The organism is Kitasatospora sp. NPDC048365, from assembly GCF_043200835.1.
Classification (GTDB): domain Bacteria; phylum Actinomycetota; class Actinomycetes; order Streptomycetales; family Streptomycetaceae; genus Kitasatospora; species Kitasatospora terrestris.
In genome coordinates this window covers 126,531-141,720 of record NZ_JBICYJ010000004.1, presented here as the reverse complement: position 1 = coordinate 141,720, position 15,190 = coordinate 126,531, and the positions used below count along the sequence as shown (strand labels likewise).

Annotated in this window: 12 protein-coding genes; 3 read left to right on the top strand and 9 right to left on the bottom strand. The window is 73.3% G+C overall.

Annotated features, from left to right (window positions below):
* Nucleotides 1-44: 44 nt before the first annotated feature.
* Both ACGFX4_RS05495 and ACGFX4_RS05490 read right to left on the bottom strand, forming a co-directional pair.
* Nucleotides 45-1,469, bottom strand: a complete 1,425-nt coding sequence (locus tag ACGFX4_RS05495) for an NAD(P)H-hydrate dehydratase (protein WP_393070472.1) — start codon at nucleotides 1,467-1,469, stop codon at nucleotides 45-47.
* A 17-nt stretch (nucleotides 1,470-1,486) separates the two neighbouring features.
* Nucleotides 1,487-1,855, bottom strand: coding sequence for a holo-ACP synthase (locus tag ACGFX4_RS05490; RefSeq protein WP_393070470.1), 369 nt, complete (start codon nucleotides 1,853-1,855; stop codon nucleotides 1,487-1,489).
* 149 nt (nucleotides 1,856-2,004) lie between these two features.
* On the opposite strand from ACGFX4_RS05490, the gene ACGFX4_RS05485 reads away from it, so the two are divergent.
* Nucleotides 2,005-2,556 carry a Uma2 family endonuclease gene (locus tag ACGFX4_RS05485; protein ID WP_393070719.1) on the top strand — a complete coding sequence of 184 codons (552 nt, stop codon included), beginning with the start codon at nucleotides 2,005-2,007 and terminating at the stop codon, nucleotides 2,554-2,556.
* A 39-nt stretch (nucleotides 2,557-2,595) separates the two neighbouring features.
* On the opposite strand, the gene glmS is transcribed toward ACGFX4_RS05485, so the two are convergent.
* Nucleotides 2,596-4,452, bottom strand: a complete 1,857-nt coding sequence (gene glmS / locus ACGFX4_RS05480) for a glutamine--fructose-6-phosphate transaminase (isomerizing) (protein ID WP_393070468.1) — start codon at nucleotides 4,450-4,452, stop codon at nucleotides 2,596-2,598.
* A gap of 99 nt (nucleotides 4,453-4,551) precedes the next feature.
* Between glmS and coaA the strand changes: the two genes are divergently transcribed.
* Both coaA and ACGFX4_RS05470 read left to right on the top strand, forming a co-directional pair.
* On the top strand, nucleotides 4,552-5,541 hold the full coding sequence (coaA, locus tag ACGFX4_RS05475; RefSeq protein ID WP_345697548.1) for a type I pantothenate kinase: 990 nt from the start codon (nucleotides 4,552-4,554) through the stop codon (nucleotides 5,539-5,541).
* Between the two features lie 97 nt (nucleotides 5,542-5,638).
* Nucleotides 5,639-6,862 (top strand): cellulase family glycosylhydrolase, encoded by a 1,224-nt coding sequence (locus tag ACGFX4_RS05470; RefSeq protein WP_393070467.1) that lies wholly within the window; start codon nucleotides 5,639-5,641, stop codon nucleotides 6,860-6,862.
* Nucleotides 6,863-6,870: 8 nt separating this feature from the next.
* On the opposite strand, the gene ACGFX4_RS05465 is transcribed toward ACGFX4_RS05470, so the two are convergent.
* From ACGFX4_RS05465 to ACGFX4_RS05440, 6 genes are read right to left on the bottom strand one after another with little or no spacing between them, the layout of a single operon-like run.
* Complete coding sequence (locus tag ACGFX4_RS05465; protein WP_393070465.1) at nucleotides 6,871-8,016, bottom strand: glycosyltransferase family 4 protein; 1,146 nt, start codon at nucleotides 8,014-8,016, stop codon at nucleotides 6,871-6,873.
* Nucleotides 8,013-9,260, bottom strand: a complete 1,248-nt coding sequence (locus ACGFX4_RS05460) for a polysaccharide pyruvyl transferase family protein (protein ID WP_393070464.1) — start codon at nucleotides 9,258-9,260, stop codon at nucleotides 8,013-8,015. The genes ACGFX4_RS05465 and ACGFX4_RS05460 overlap by 4 nt, the downstream gene beginning before the upstream one ends.
* The gene (locus ACGFX4_RS05455) at nucleotides 9,260-10,615 is read right to left on the bottom strand and encodes a lipopolysaccharide biosynthesis protein (protein WP_393070463.1); all 1,356 of its coding nucleotides are present in this window, start codon (nucleotides 10,613-10,615) and stop codon (nucleotides 9,260-9,262) included. Before ACGFX4_RS05455 ends, ACGFX4_RS05460 begins: the two co-directional genes overlap by 1 nt.
* Entirely contained in the window at nucleotides 10,608-11,762 is a 1,155-nt protein-coding gene (locus ACGFX4_RS05450; protein WP_393070461.1) for a glycosyltransferase family 4 protein, read from the bottom strand. Before ACGFX4_RS05450 ends, ACGFX4_RS05455 begins: the two co-directional genes overlap by 8 nt.
* On the bottom strand, nucleotides 11,759-14,059 hold the full coding sequence (locus ACGFX4_RS05445) for a DUF2206 domain-containing protein (RefSeq protein WP_393070460.1): 2,301 nt from the start codon (nucleotides 14,057-14,059) through the stop codon (nucleotides 11,759-11,761). Before ACGFX4_RS05445 ends, ACGFX4_RS05450 begins: the two co-directional genes overlap by 4 nt.
* Entirely contained in the window at nucleotides 14,056-15,171 is a 1,116-nt protein-coding gene (locus tag ACGFX4_RS05440; RefSeq protein ID WP_393070458.1) for a glycosyltransferase family 4 protein, read from the bottom strand. Before ACGFX4_RS05440 ends, ACGFX4_RS05445 begins: the two co-directional genes overlap by 4 nt.
* Nucleotides 15,172-15,190: the final 19 nt, after the last annotated feature.

The following is a 15,190-nucleotide window of genomic DNA, read 5'->3' as shown; positions in this document are numbered from 1 at the left end:
ACCACGCGACAGGCCTAATCCGCGACCGGCTCCACGGCTCCCCGTCAGAACCGCACGTGCTCCGCGACCTCCGTCGCCGTGACCGGCGTCCGCCGCTCCGCCGCGTCCCGTCCCGCCATGCCGTGCAGGTACGCCCCCACCGAGGCCGCGTCCAGCGGCGCCAGGCCGGCGGCGAGCAGCGAACCGGTGAGCCCGGACAGCACGTCGCCGCTGCCCGCGGTGGCCAGCCACGGCGTGCCCGTCGCGTTCACCCGGACGCCGCCGCCGGGGTCGGCGACCACCGTGGTCGAACCCTTGAGCAGCACGGTCGCCCGGTACGCCGCCGCCAGCCGCCGGGCGGTCGCCAGCCGCGTCGCGGCCAGGGTGTCGGCGGGCGGCGGCGGCCCGCCCAGGGCGCCGGCCAGCAGCCGCGCCGCCTCCCCGGTGTGCGGGGTGAGCACGGTCGGCGCGGTCCGGTCGCGCAGCGCGTCCGGGCCGAGCCGGGCCAGCTCGGTCAGCCCGTCCGCGTCGACCAGCACCGGTACGTCGGAGGCCAGCGCCTCGGCGAGGGCCGCGCCCGCGCCCTCGCCGCCGCCCGGACCGACCACCCACGCCTGCACCCGGCCCGCGCCGCCCGGCGTCCCCTCGGTGACCAGCACCTCCGGGAAGCGCCGCACCACCTCCTCAGCGGCCGTCCCGGCGTACCGCACCGCGCCCGCGCCGCCGCGCAGCGCGCCCGCGACGGCCAGCACCGCCGCCCCCGGGTAGCGCGCCGACCCGGCCGCGACGCCGACCACGCCGCGCCGGTACTTGTCGCTCTCGGCCGCGGGCCGCGGCAGCAGCCCGGCCACGTCCTGCGCCTGCAGCGCCGTCACCGGCGCGGGCGGCAGCTCCAGCCCGATGCCGACCAGGTGCAGCACGCCCGCGTACGCCGCCCCCGGGTCGATCAGCAGGCCCGGCTTGTACGTGCCGAAGCACACCGTCACGTCCGCCCGCAGCGCGACGCCGTCGACCTCGCCGGTGTCGGCGTCCACCCCGCTCGGCACGTCCACCGCGACCACCGTGCCGCTCCGCCGCATCCCGGCGTACGGCGCGGCCGCGGGACGCAGCCCGCCCCGCCCGCCGATCCCGACGATGCCGTCCAGCACCAGGTCCGCCCGCTCGAACTCGGCCGGGTCCGCCGTCACCCGCCCGCCCGCGGCCAGCAGCTCGGCCAGCCCGCCGGCGTGCGCCCGCTCCGGTGTCAGCAGCACCACCCGCACCGACGCGCCGCGCCGGGCCAGCCGGGCGCCCGCGTACAGCGCGTCGCCGCCGTTGTCGCCGCTGCCCGCCAGGACCAGCACCCGGCTGCCGTACACCCGGGGCAGCAGGCGCACGCACACCGCGGCCAGTCCGGCGGCGGCCCGCTGCATCAGCGTCCCCTCCGGCAGCCGGGCCATCAGCGCGGCCTCCGCCGCCCGTACCTGCTCGACCGCGTGCGCGTGCCGCATCCGTACCTCCCGAACGGTCAGCCCTCGGCAATCACCACGGCCGACGCTACGCCCGCGTCGTGGCTCAGCGACACGTGCCACGACTTCACGCCGAGCTCCGCCGCGCGCGCCGCCACCGTCCCGGTGACCCGCAGCACCGGCCGGCCGGACTCCTCGACCAGCACCTCGGCGTCCGTCCAGCGCAGCCCGGCGGGCGCGCCCAGCGCCTTGGCCAGGGCCTCCTTCGCCGCGAACCGCGCGGCCAGCGACGCGACGCCCCGCCGCGCCCCGGACGGCAGCACCAGCTCCCCCGCCGTGAACAGCCGCTCCGCCGTCCCCGGCGTGCGCTCCAGGGTCGCCCCGAACCGCTCGATCTCCGCCACGTCGATCCCGACCCCGATGATCACCTGCGCGCTCCCTGACTTCCGCTCCTGCCCGGGGACCTTACGGCACACTTTCGGGTGAGAACCGCTTCGATCCCCTCCCCGCGCCGCCCCGTCCACCTAGCGTGTGGCCCGGCACGGACCCATCAGGAGGGAGAAGGGCCATGGTCGCCATGCCTGCCGTCGAACACCCGCTGCCCGCCGAGGACGACCTCCTGCGGACGTTCCTCGGGCTGGAGACGCCGCCCGGCTACAAGGCCGAGCTGATCGAAGCGGAGATCGTCGTGACCCCACCGCCGGACGGATCTCACGAGACCGCGTTCTCGCTGATCATCAAGCAGTTCGTCCGCAAGGCCGTGCTCGACGTGGACGTCTCCGGAAACAAGGGCCTGGTGGTGCCCGGCGGCCACTTCGTCCCGGACGGGACGATCGCTCCGGTCGGCCACTTCGAGGACGCCGAGCCGTGGGCCGATCCGGCCGGGGTACTGCTGGTCTTCGAGATCACCTCGACCAACCCGGTGCGGGACCGCGAGGCCAAGCGGCGCGGCTACGCGGCCGCCGACATTCCCTGCTACCTGCTGGTCGATCGCAGCCGCGCCACGGTCACCCTCTTCACCGACCCGGCCGACGGCGACTACCGCGTACACACCGAGGTCACCTTCGGCAAGCCGCTCGAACTGCCCGCACCGTTCTCGTTCACGCTCGACACGGCGCCCCTGCGGTAGAGCGCAGCCACCGCAGGGGCACCGAACCGGCGTGAGCGGTTACTCGACGGTGACCGACTTGGCCAGGTTGCGGGGCTGGTCGACCTCGTGGCCCTTGGCGGTGGCCAGCTCGCAGGCGAAGACCTGCAGCGGCACGGTGGAGACCAGGGGCTGGAGCAGGGTCGGGGTGGCCGGGATGCGGATCAGGTGGTCCGCGTACGGCACGACGGCCTCGTCGCCCTCCTCGGCGATGACGATGGTGCGGGCACCGCGGGCGCGGATCTCCTGGATGTTGGAGACGATCTTGTCGTGCAGGATCGAGCGGCCGCGCGGCGAGGGCACCACGACGACGACCGGCAGGCCGTCCTCGATCAGCGCGATCGGGCCGTGCTTGAGCTCACCGGCGGCGAAGCCCTCGGCGTGCATGTAGGCGAGCTCCTTGAGCTTCAGCGCGCCCTCCAGGGCGACCGGGAAGCCCACGTGGCGGCCGAGGAAGAGCACCGAGCGGGCGTCGGCCAGCGAGCGGGCGAGCTCGCGGACCGGCTCCATGGTCCCCAGCACCTCCTCGACGTGCTTCGGCATGTCGCCGAGCTCGCGGATGATGCCGAAGATCTCGTCGCCCCACTTGGTGCCGCGGACCTGGCCCAGGTAGAGCGCGACCAGGTAGCAGGCCACCAGCTGGGTCAGGAACGCCTTGGTGGAGGCGACGGCGACCTCGGGGCCGGCGTGGGTGTAGAGCACCGCGTCGGACTCGCGCGGGATGGTCGAGCCGTTGGTGTTGCAGATGGCCAGCACCTTGGCGCCCTGCTCGCGGGCGTGCCGCAGCGCCATCAGGGTGTCCATGGTCTCGCCGGACTGCGAGATGGCGATGACCAGGGTGCGGTCGTCCATGATCGGGTCGCGGTAGCGGAACTCCGAGGCGACCTCGACCTCGCAGGGGATGCGGGTCCAGTGCTCGATCGCGTACTTGGCGATCATGCCGGCGTGGAAAGCGGTGCCGCACGCCACGATGACGACCTTGTCGATCTCGCGCAGCACCCGGTCCGGGATGCGCAGCTCGTCGAGGGTGAGCCGGCCGTCGGTGCCGATCCGGCCGAGGAGGGTGTCGGCGACGGCCTTCGGCTGCTCGGCGATCTCCTTGAGCATGAAGTAGTCGTAGCCGCCCTTCTCGGCGGCGGAGGCGTCCCAGTCGACGTGGTACTCGCGGACCTCGGCGGGGGTGCCGTCGAAGTTGGTCACGGTCACGCCGGAGTGGCGCAGCTCGACGACCTGGTCCTGGCCGAGCTCGATCGCCTCACGGGTGTGCGCGATGAACGCGGCGACGTCGGAGGCGAGGAAGTTCTCGCCCTCGCCGACGCCGACCACCAGCGGCGAGTTGCGGCGCGCGCCGACCACCACGTCGGGGGCGTCCGCGTGCACCGCCACCAGGGTGAAGGCGCCGTCGAGCTGCCGGCAGACGGCCCGCATGGCCTCGGCCAGGTCGCCGTCGTACGCCTCGGCCAGCAGGTGGGCGACCACCTCGGTGTCGGTCTCCGAGCGCAGGGTGTGGCCGCGCTCGGAGATCTCGGCCCGCAGCTGGGCGAAGTTCTCGATGATGCCGTTGTGGACGACCGCCACCTTGCGGTGGTCGTCCAGGTGGGGGTGGGCATTGGCGTCGGTCGGGCCGCCGTGGGTGGCCCACCGGGTGTGCCCGATGCCCGTCGTGCCGGCCGGCAGAGGGGTGTCGGCCAGCGACTTCTCCAGGTTGGCGAGCTTGCCCGCCCGCTTGTCCGTCGCGAGGGACCACTGCCCGGAGGCCCCCTGCGTCTGCACGGCCACACCGGCCGAGTCGTACCCTCGGTACTCGAGTCGCCGAAGACCGGCGATCACCACGTCAAGGGCCGACTGAGGGCCCACATATCCAACAATTCCGCACATGCGCGCCAGCATATGCGGCTCGCGAAGGGCTCAGGTCGCGCCGGCGGCGACGCCGGGTGACCGACACCACACCACCCGTCCTCCACCGCACGGCCCACAATGGACGATGTGCTGACCGAACTCTGTACGCGGGGCGCCGCCACGCCCACCCCCTCCCCGTACGTGGATCTGGACCGCGCCGAGTGGAGCGCGCTGCGCGAGCGCACCCCGCTGCCGCTGACCGCGGAGGAGGTCGAGCGGCTGCGTGGCCTGGGCACCGCCCTCGACCTCGACGAGGTCCGGGACGTCTACCTGCCGCTCTCCCGGCTGCTGAACCTGTACATCCACGCCACCCACGAGCTGCGCGGCGCCCTCGGGACCTTCCTGGACACCCCCGACACCGAGCGCACCCGCACGCCGTTCATCATCGGCGTGGCCGGCTCGGTGGCCGTCGGCAAGTCCACCACCGCCCGCCTGCTGCAGGCGCTGCTGGCCCGCTGGCCCGAGCACCCCCGGGTCGAGCTGGTCACCACCGACGGCTTCCTGCTCCCCAACGCGGAGCTGCGCCGCCGCGGCCTGATGGCCCGCAAGGGCTTCCCCGAGTCGTACGACCGGCGGGCGCTGATGCGCTTCGTCGCCGACGTGAAGGCCGGCAAGGACCGGGTCTCCGCGCCCGTCTACTCGCACCTCGTCTACGACATCGTCCCGGACGAGCGGCTGACCGTGGAGCGCCCGGACATCCTGATCGTCGAGGGCCTGAACGTCCTCCAGCCCGCCCTGCCCGGCACCGACGGCCGGACCCGGCTGGCGGTCGCCGACTACTTCGACTTCTCCATCTACGTCGACGCGCGCACCGACGACATCGAACGCTGGTACCTGGACCGCTTCCGGAAGCTGCGTCAGACCGCCTTCCAGGACCCCAACTCCTACTTCCGCCGGTTCACCGAGGTGCCGGAGGAGGAGGCGATGGACTACGGCCGCCAGGTCTGGCGCACCATCAACAAGCCCAACCTGCTGGAGAACGTGCTGCCCACCCGCGGCCGGGCCACCCTGATCCTGCAGAAGGGCCAGGACCACAAGGTCCGCCGCGCCCTGCTGCGCAAGCTCTGACCGGACCCGGGACCCCGGACTCCGGACCACTGGCTCCGGACTCCGGACCGGGGGCTCTCGAACACACAGCCACCCGCACTGGCTTACTCTGTTGCGCATGTTTGCGCACACGGGGAAGCGTCAGCGGCTGATCGTCGCACTGGTCTCGTTCGCCGTGGCCGCCACGGCGACGATCCTGGCCGCCGAGACCTCGTCGAACTCCTCCGCGGCGGACAACTCCGGGGCCTCGGCCGAGCCGACGGTGTCGCCGTCCCCCGTGACCCCGGCGCAGGACGGCAACCGCCTGCGGATCGGACTGGCCTACGGCGACACCTTGACCTGGAAGTCCGACCACGCGCTGGCCTCGGCCCTGGACGACGCCACCGCGCTCGGCACGAAGTGGATCCGGGTCGACCTGTCCTGGAACAACATCCAGCCGGACAACCCGAAGAACTTCAACTGGCAGCGCTTCGACCGGGTGCTGAAGGCCGCTCAGCAGCACGGTCTGGAGGTGCTGCCGACGATCAGCTACACCCCGAAGTGGGCCCGGAAGTCCAACTGCCCCGGCGACGACCCCTCCTGCGCCCCGGCCAAGCCGGAGGACTTCGCGAACTTCGCCAAGGACGCGGCCAAGCGCTACGCGCCGATGGGCGTGCACACCTGGGAGATCTGGAACGAGCCGAACATCCCGTTCTGGGCGCCCAAGCCCGACGCGGCGGCGTACACGAACCTGCTGAAGCTCACCACGAAGGCGATGCGCGCCGCCGACCCCAAGGCGTACCTGCTGATGGGCGGTCTGGCCGCGGTCGGCACCGACCCGGCCAAGGGCTTCGTGTCGCACACCGAGTTCCTCGACCAGGTCTCCAAGCTCGGGGCCAACAAGCTGGTGGACGCGATCGCCTACCACCCCTACACCTATCCGCACCTGCCCAGCGCGAAGACCGACTTCGGCACCGCCTTCGAGCAGATCAGCAGCTCGAAGGACAACCTGGTCGCGGTCCTGGACAAGTACGGCACGCCCGACCTCCCGATCTGGCTGACCGAGACCGGCGCCGCCACCAACGGGCCCGGCGCCGCCGCCGACGCCACCACGATCCCGGACGGCGCCACCCACGTCACCGAGGACTTCCAGGCCGCGATCGCCGCCGACACGGTGCCGGCCGCCGCCGCGAACAAGCACGTCGGCGCGGTCTTCTGGTTCGCCCACCAGGACACCGGTACGGCCAAGGACAAGCAGCGCCGCTCGATGTTCTACGGCCTGCGGCGGTACGACGGGACGCCGAAGCCCGCGTTCAACGCCCTGCGGGACGCGATCACGGCCTACCAGCGCAAGACGCAGTAGCGCCGGCCTCAGGTGCGCCGGAGGGAACGGAACAGGTCGAGGTAGCGGTCGGTCAGTCCGGTCCACGCGTAGTGCTGCTCGACCCGTCGGCGCCCGGCGGCGCCGAGGCGGTCGGCCAGCTCCCCGTCCGACAGCAGGCGCGCACACGCCGCGGCCAGCGGTGCCACCTCGCCCGGGGGCACCAGCAGGCCGGTCTCGCCCTCGGCCAGGACGTACGGGATGCCGCCGACCGCCGAGCCGACCACGGGTGTGCCGCAGGCCATCGCCTCCACCAGCGCCATCCCGAAGGACTCGGCCTCGGTCCGCGACGGCAGGACCAGCGCCGCGGCGGTCCGCAGGGACTCGACCAGGTCGTCCCCGGTCAGCTCGCCGACGGCCTCGACCCGGTCGGCCACGCCGAGTTCGGCGGCGAGGTCCAGCAGACCGGGCAGGGCGTCCCCGCCGCCGACCAGGCGCAGCCGGGCCTGCGGCAGGGCCGGCGCCAGCTCGGCGAAGGCGCGGACCAGGACGTCCACGCCCTTCCAGGCCGAGGAACGGTCCATCCGGCCGGCGTAGACCAGGGTGCGGGGCCGCTGCGAGGCGGCCACGCCCGGGGTGAACCGCTCGGTGTCGACGCCCGGCGTGATCTCCACGGCGTGCGGCCGGCCGGCCGCCAGGGACACCGGCGAGACCGCGACCAGGGTCCGGGCCCGCCGGAAGACCCCGGGCAGCACCCGGCGTTCGTACGCGCCGATCAGCCGGTCCGCGAGTCCGCTGCCCGGCTCGCCCTTGTGCATCGAACCGGCGTGGTAGGTCAGCACCGTGGGCCGGCGGCCCGCCACCGCGACGGCCAGGTCGGCCATGCCCGGGACCGGGGCGTGGGCGTTCACCACCTCGGCCCCGCTGCGGCGCAGCCAGCGGCGGAGCTGGACGGGCCACAGCGGGCTCAGCGGGGTGTTCGACAGCCTCAGCCAGGTGCCGAGCCGGACCACCCGGATGCCGTCCTCGTCGGTGACCGAGGTCCGCAGGCCGGAGAGCCGGCTGGTGATCACCACGGCCCGCAGGTCCGGGCTGTCCGCGACCGCCCGGGCGACCCGGGCCGCGTAGTTCTCCACACCGCCGATCTTGGGCGGGTAGTACGGGGCGACGACCGCCACCGTCCGCCGGCCGCTCATCGGACCACCCGGCGCAGCAGCTCGGGGAAGCCCTCCGCGTCCGCCACGTACTCGGGCAGCCGGTCCCGCAGGGCGGAGCGGTACGCCGCCGGGTCGTCGCGCAGGCCGGCCGCCAGCGGCCACAGCCGCTCGAAGGTCACGTCCTCGATGGGCAGCACCCACTGCCCGAGGCCGAGGTCGGCCATGATGCCGCGGGTCTTGTGCTCGTACTCGATGGCGACGCACGGCACGCCGCTGGTCAGCGAGAAGATCACCGAGTGGAACCGGGTGCCGATCAGCATCGAGCACTCCCCGTAGACGCCCTTGAGGTCGCGGTAGTCGACCCGGTCCTCGACCAGGATCGGCGCCTCGGCGCAGTACTGGGCGATCCGGCGTTCGACCACCCGGTCGTCGTCGCCGAGGTAGTCGGTGCTGACCTGGGGTATCAGCACCACCCGGGCGCCGTCCGCCTGGAGCCGGTCGACGGTGCGGGCCAGCGCCCGCTCGTACCGTTCCTGGGCCGCCGGAGGGAGCCAGCGGCGCGCGGTGATGCCGACCAGTGACTGCCCCGGGTCGACCCCGAGCCGGGACCGCCAGTCGGAGGTCACGGGTGGGGCGAACGCAAACCCGGCGTCCACCGCCCGGCGGATCCGGTCGGCGGGCAGCCCGCACTCCGCCAACAGCTCGACGCTGACGTCCTCGCGGGCGAGGACCAGCGGCGACCGCTTCAGCGCGTGGGCGACCAGTCGGCGCTGCAGCGCGGCCGGGAACGGGCCGAAGGACTGCGGCGCCCACACGACCGGGACGCCGAACTTCTGCGCGATCAGCGCCGGCAGCAGCACGAAGTAGACGTTCTGGTAGCCGTCGAGGCCGGGCCGGGCGAGCAGGTAGCCCCCGCCCATGGAGACCACCAGGTCGGCCTGCGCGACGGCCAGGGCCTCCCGCCGCGCCTCGGCGGGCAGCAGCCGCAGCAGCCCCCGGGCGGCGGGCTTCGGCAGCAGGAGGGCCAGGGTGCACAGCGCGGCCACCATCAGGCGGCGGACCAGGCGCACCACGAGCGCGGCCCCGCCGTCCGCGACGTACCGGCGGATCGAGCCCAGGTTGGCGACGCCCTCGAAGTCGCCGTGCACGGCCGGGCTCTCCATGCCGGCGATGGCCGTCCGGGCCTCCGGGAAGGCCTCCCGGACGTGGCGCAGGCACACGGAGAGCAGCGCGGCGTCGCCGGCGTTCTCCCGGACGTAGGCGTTGACGACCACGATCTTCATCAGTGGGGGTACCCCTCGGCAGGAATCATGGCGGAGGGCGCAGTCGGCCGCGGCTGCTGCGGGACGGCCGGACGCCGCCCGAGCAGGGCCCCGGCGGCGTACAGCCCGGAGATCAGGTTGCCGATGCCCCAGGCCCATCCGACCCAGACCAGTCCGCGCGGCGCCCACAGCTGGGCGAGCCCGATGGTGAGCACCGCGCCGAGGACGTTGCTGAGGACCAGGTGGCGCATCCGCTGGGTCACCTTGAGCGCGGAGTTGGCCCAGGTCCGCAGCGCGACGGCCAGCGCGCCCAGGGCGAGGACCACCAGCAGGCCCTGGGCCCGGTTCCGGTAGTCGCCGCCGAAGACGTGCAGGAGCAGGCCGCTGCCGAGCACCACCGCCGCGACCGCCGGGATCTGCACCACCGCGATGATCCGGGCGGAGCGGCGCAGCAGCTCGCCGAGCCGGGACAGGTCCGAGGAGGCCTCGGCGAACATGGCCTCCCCCACCGCCGAGGACACCGCGTTGAGCAGCGCCGCTATCTGGAAGGCGACGAAGAAGCAGCCCGCCGCGGCCGCGCCGAGCCGGTGCAGCACGGTCAGCGGGAGCACCATCATCGGCACCATGCCGAGCAGTCCGGAGACGTGGCTCGCGAACGAGTACCGGAGCTGCTCGCGGAGCCTGGTTCGCCGGGTCCGCACGTCGAACCGGAACCCGAGCCTGCGGCGCATCGCGAACAGCGCCCCGACGACGGCCACCGCGTAGCCGGCCCCGGTCGCCCCGACGATGCCGGCGGTGCCGAAGACCACCAGGACGGTCGGCATGACGAGCTTGACCACGCCCTGCAGCAGCCCGTCGATGACCACGTTGTACTGCGGCACCCTGGCCCCGACGAACACCGACTTGGTCAGCAGGTTGACCGCGGCCAGCGCGCAGAACACCACGAAGGCGGCGGCCCCCAGCGGCTCGTCCCGGAAGAACACCAGCTTGCTGCCGTACAGCGGCAGGCCCAGCAGGTAGACCACGGCGGCCAGGCAGGCCGTCCCCGCCACCACCACGATCGACTGGGTGATCTGGCCGTTGCGGGCGAAGGCCGGCGCGGGGAAGCGGATCAGCGTGTTGTTCAGACCGAACAGGCTCAGGTTGGCCAGCAGCACGCTGGCCGAGACCAGCGAGGTGGCCAGGCCGACCTGCTCGATCGTGTAGTACCGGGCGACGACCACCCAGAACAGGAAGCCGAGCGCCGCCGTGATCACGGTCGAGGCCAGCAGGAAGAAGGAGCTGCGGTAGACCTGGTCGGTCGGGCGGGCGTGCCGGGCCGACCGACCGCCCGGGGTCGACCGTCTGGAGCCGCGCTGTCCGCTGTGCTTAGCCACGCCCGGTCCGAGCCTGCCGGTAGTGGCGGAGCAGCGAACGCACATGCTCCTCCCAGGTGAAGGCGGCGACCGCGTGCTCCCGGGAGTGGCGCCCCATCCGCTCGCGGCGCGGCGCGTCGGCGGCCAGCTCGTCCAGGGTGGCGCGGAGCGCCTCGACCTCGCGCGGCACCAGCGCGACCAGGGAGCGGTCCAGGCGGTACGGGGCGTAGCCGGGGTCGTCCGTGGTCACCACCGGGAGGCCCGAGGCCATCGCCTCCTGCACCGTCAGCGGAAATCCCTCGGCCGTGGACGGCAGCGCGAACAGGTCGCACGCCCGGTAGGCCTCGGCCAGCTCCTCGGGCGGGAGCGTACCGAGGTGGTGCACCCCGGGCCGGCCCGCCAGCGCCGCCGAGTCGCCGTCCCCGGCGAACACCAGGTCGTAGTCGGCGGTGCCCCGGTGGGCGGCCAGCAGCAGGTCGTAGCCCTTCTTGGGGACCAGCCGGCCCGCGAACAGCACCAGGAGGCGGTCGGTCGGCAGTCCCAGGCGTTTGCGGGCCAGCACGCGCTCCTCGGCCGACCCGGCCGGCCGGAACAGGGCCGTGTCGACCCCGTTGGCGAGATGGCGGGCGTGCTCCGGGCGGGCGCCGAGGCCGAGCACGAACGCGGCGACCGAGGCGTTGAGGGTGAACACGTTCGCAGCACGACGCAGCAGGGCCCGTCCGGCCACCGCGTACACCGCCCGCTGCACCGCGCGCACCACCGCGGACGGGTGCTCCACCATGGCGACGTGCTGGGTGAGCAGGTGCGGGGTGCGGGTGAGGACGGCGGCGAGGCCGGCCGTCCACGAGGTCAGGTAGAGGCAGTCGTGCACGTGCACGACGTCGGCCCAGCGCGCCCAGCGGATCGCGGCCGGGAGCGCGGTCGGCGACAGCACGGGGAACGGCACGCCGGCCCGCTCGGCGCCGTTCCAGGCCGCCACCCGGACCACGCGGACGCCGTCGTCCTCGCTGACGACGCTCCGCTCACCGCTGGTGAGGACCGTGACCTCGGCGCCCGCGGCGACCAGGTTGACCGCCTCCTGCCGCACGACGTTCTCGATGCCGCCCAGGTGCGGGGGGAAGTAGTGGCTGACGAGCAGGACCCGTTGCGGCCCGCCGGCGCTGCTCATCGGTAGATCCTCGCTCCCTCGCTGCTGTAGATCTGGTTCTTGGTGGCGTCCAGCAGGCCCATCGGGTAACGGTAGGTGATGAGGTCTCCGCGGTAGAAGACGGTCACCTCGTCCTTCCTGGCCGCGGTCGTGCCGAGCAGCACGTAGGAGTGGGTGCGCATGAAGGTCGGGAAGATCTCGCCCTGGCTCTTGCCGGTGAGCAGGGTCTGCAGCCGGCTGAAGCCGTAGCGGTCCGTCTGGACCAGCTGCCCCTTGTCGTTGGCGGTCCGCTGCGTCAGCCAGTACGCCGCCTGGCGCTCCTCGGCATGCGGGTAGTAGATGTCGTAGTAGCGGCCGGCGTTGCTCAGCTGGAGCTGCGCCGGGTAGCCGCCCAGCACCTTGGGCACCACGCCGGTCAGGTCGAGGAACAGCGCCGTGGTCAGCACGCAGGCCAGCGGTACGGTGCGCCGGTTCGCCCAGCGCAGCGCCCACAGGGTGCCGGCCGCCACGAACGGCGCGAAGAAGAACAGGCCCTGCTGGAACGCGCGGAGCACGCTGTAGTCCACCGACAGCTGCGGCAGCAGCGTGAACAGCGCGACGACCGCGAGTGCCCCGGCGGTCAGGGTGATCTGGTCCCGGGCCGGCCGGAACGAGCGGTTGCGGCTGCGGAACACCACCACGAAGCCGACCAGCACCAGCAGTTGGAGGAGCAGAGCGGCCCCCTGGCGCAGTGCCCCGTTGAGCCCCGGCACCGGTATGCCGATCGCCTCCAGGGCCTTGCCGGCCCCGGTCACCGGCAGGTCCGCCTGCGCCACCACGGGCGTGGGGGTGGACTTCAGCTTGGTGAGCGGCATGTAGGCGCCGGCGGCGCGCTGGCTCTCGGTCTGTTCGAGGGACTCCTCGCGGAAGTCCGCCAGCAGTTCCTCCGGGCTCGCCTTGGTACCGCCGAGCAGGCTGTACGAGGTGTCGGACGAACCGCTCTGCGCCTGGCCCGGGTGCAGCACGTTCTGCGCCACGATCCGCAGCGTGCTCTGCAGCTGGCCCGAGGTTCCGGTGACCGGCCCGGCCCAGAGCAGCGCGAGGACGGCCGGCAGGAGCACCATCCACCAGGTCACGAACGAGGTGGACTGGTCGTTCTGACTGCGTCGGCGGGGCCGCGATTCCCGCGCCCGCGCGGCCAGCCGCCAGGTCTTGTCGACCGCGAAGGCGATGCCGAGCGTGGCCACGACCACGTAGGTCGTGGAGTAGTGCGAGAGGACCACCCCGGCCATCAGCACGCTGAAGGCCCACCGTCTCCGCGCCCGCGGCCTGCCCGGGTCGGTCAGCACCGTCATCGAGCAGCCGAGCAGCAAGAACGCGACCTCCTGGCGGCCCAGGAAGGTCATGTCGCTGAAGAAGGTCGGGAAGATCATGAAGTAGACGGCCGAGAGCAGCGCCACGAACTGCGGTGCCACGTTGCGCACCGACCGGTAGACCAGCACCGGGGTGAAGGCGAACAGCAGCGGGAGCAGCACCTTGAAGACGTACAGGTCCGGGACGGCGGTCAGCCGGACCACGCTCACCGGCAGCAGGGTGACGCTCAGGCAGGCGTTGTAGGCGTCGACGTAGGTCGCGGGGTCCCACAGCGAGCCGCCGAGGGTGAGCCGGAAGTACTTGTACTCGCGCTGGATGTCGTGGCCGGTGATGTACCAGCCGCGCAGGGAGTTGAGCAGCAGCAACGCGGTGGCGGCGACGTACAGCCCGGTCCCGGTGAGGGATGCCGGGTGGCGCCGCCGCCGGGCCACCAGGAGCACCAGCAGGGCGGCGATCACCACCAGCGCCACCGTGCTGACCGCGCCGCTGAAGCCGTTGTTGAGCCGGATCGGTCCGGCGACCGAGAGCAGCAGGGCGAGCGCCCCGAGGCCTCCGACGGTCTTTGCGCCTCGTGGCAGGCCCGAGCCGGCCACCGGTTCCTCGCGCTCCTCCTCGGGGGCGAGCACGCCGATCACCAGGAGCACCGTCATGGTCGCCGCCGACAGGTCCAGTCGCCCGAGCGGGCGGTCGTCCCCGAGCAGTGGCAGCACCGTGTTCAGCCCTAGGGCCACCAGGATGTCGGTGATCACGGCGAAGCCGACCGACAGCATCAGGGAGGCGTCACGGGTGGAGACCACCCGGCTCGCGGTACCGCGCCACAGCGCCACCGGCGCCCCCAGGAGCAGCCACAGACCGGCCAGGGTGCGCGGAACGGCCGGCATCCCCGGCACCGCCTCCAGCACGCAGGCCAGGCCGACGCCCACCATCACACCGAGCCGCCCCCGCAGGACGGCCGGCACGGTCATGCCGCCACCGCGGGACGGAGCTCGCCGTAGAGCTCGCCGTAGACCTGTTCGACCCGGGCGGCGACCGCCTCCCAGGAGTAGCCGCGGGCGGCCTCGGCGCTCCGCGCCGACAGCGTCCCGCGCAGGGCGGGATCCGCGGCCAGCCGGTCGATCGCGGCGGCCAGCGCGGTCGGCTCGGGCGCTGCGAGCAGGCCCACCTCGCCGAGCAGTTCGGTGTTGCCGGGGACGGCGGTGGCCAGGACCGGCAGTGCCGCCGCCATGGCCTCCAGCGCGACCAGCGGCATCCCCTCCCGGTCGGACGGCAGCACGAAGGCGTCCGCCGCCTCGTAGGCCGCCACCAGGTCGGCCCCGTGCAGGCCTCCCGCGAACTCGACCGATCCGAGGCCCAGCTCGGCCGCCCGGGCCTCCAGCCGCTCCCGCAGTTCACCGTCGCCGACCAGGCGCAGCCGGACCGGCTGCCGTACGAGGGCCATGGCCTCCAGCAGGCGGGCGACGTTCTTCTGGGCGCTGAGCCGGCCGACGTACAACAGCTCGAGCGGACGCTGCCGCGGCTCCCGGACGGGCCGGAAGAACTCCCGGCCGACCCCGTTGGGCACCACGAACACCCGCTCCGCGGGCACGCGGTACCGGTCGCGGACGAAGTCGGCCTGGGACCGGGTCAGGACGATCACGCCGACCGCTGCCCGCAGCACCCGGGCGAGGACGTGCTTCTTGTACAGCGGCAGCAGCCCGCCGAGCGGACCGGAAGAGTCCACGTCGAGGTGGAAGTGGACCAGGAACCGCCCGCGGCGCACCAGACTGGTGAGCGCCACCAGTTCCGGCAGCAGCGCGTGGGCGCAGTGCAGGTGGACCACCGAACCGCGCGGGGCCCTGAGCAGGGAGATCGGGAGGCCGGGAGCGACCGCGGTGTGGGCGACCTCGACCGCCCGGTGCCGGCGCACGCTCAGCCGGCCCTGCCGCTCGTGCCGTTCCGCTCCCCCGGCACCGAGCACGGTGGTGACGACGCGTACGTCGTGCCGGTGGGACAGCTGCTGGGAGAGGTGCTCGACGACCCGTTCCAGCCCGCCCAGGTGCGGCGGGTAGTACGGGGTGACCTGCAGGACGGTACGCATCGGGGTTCCTGGGCGGGGA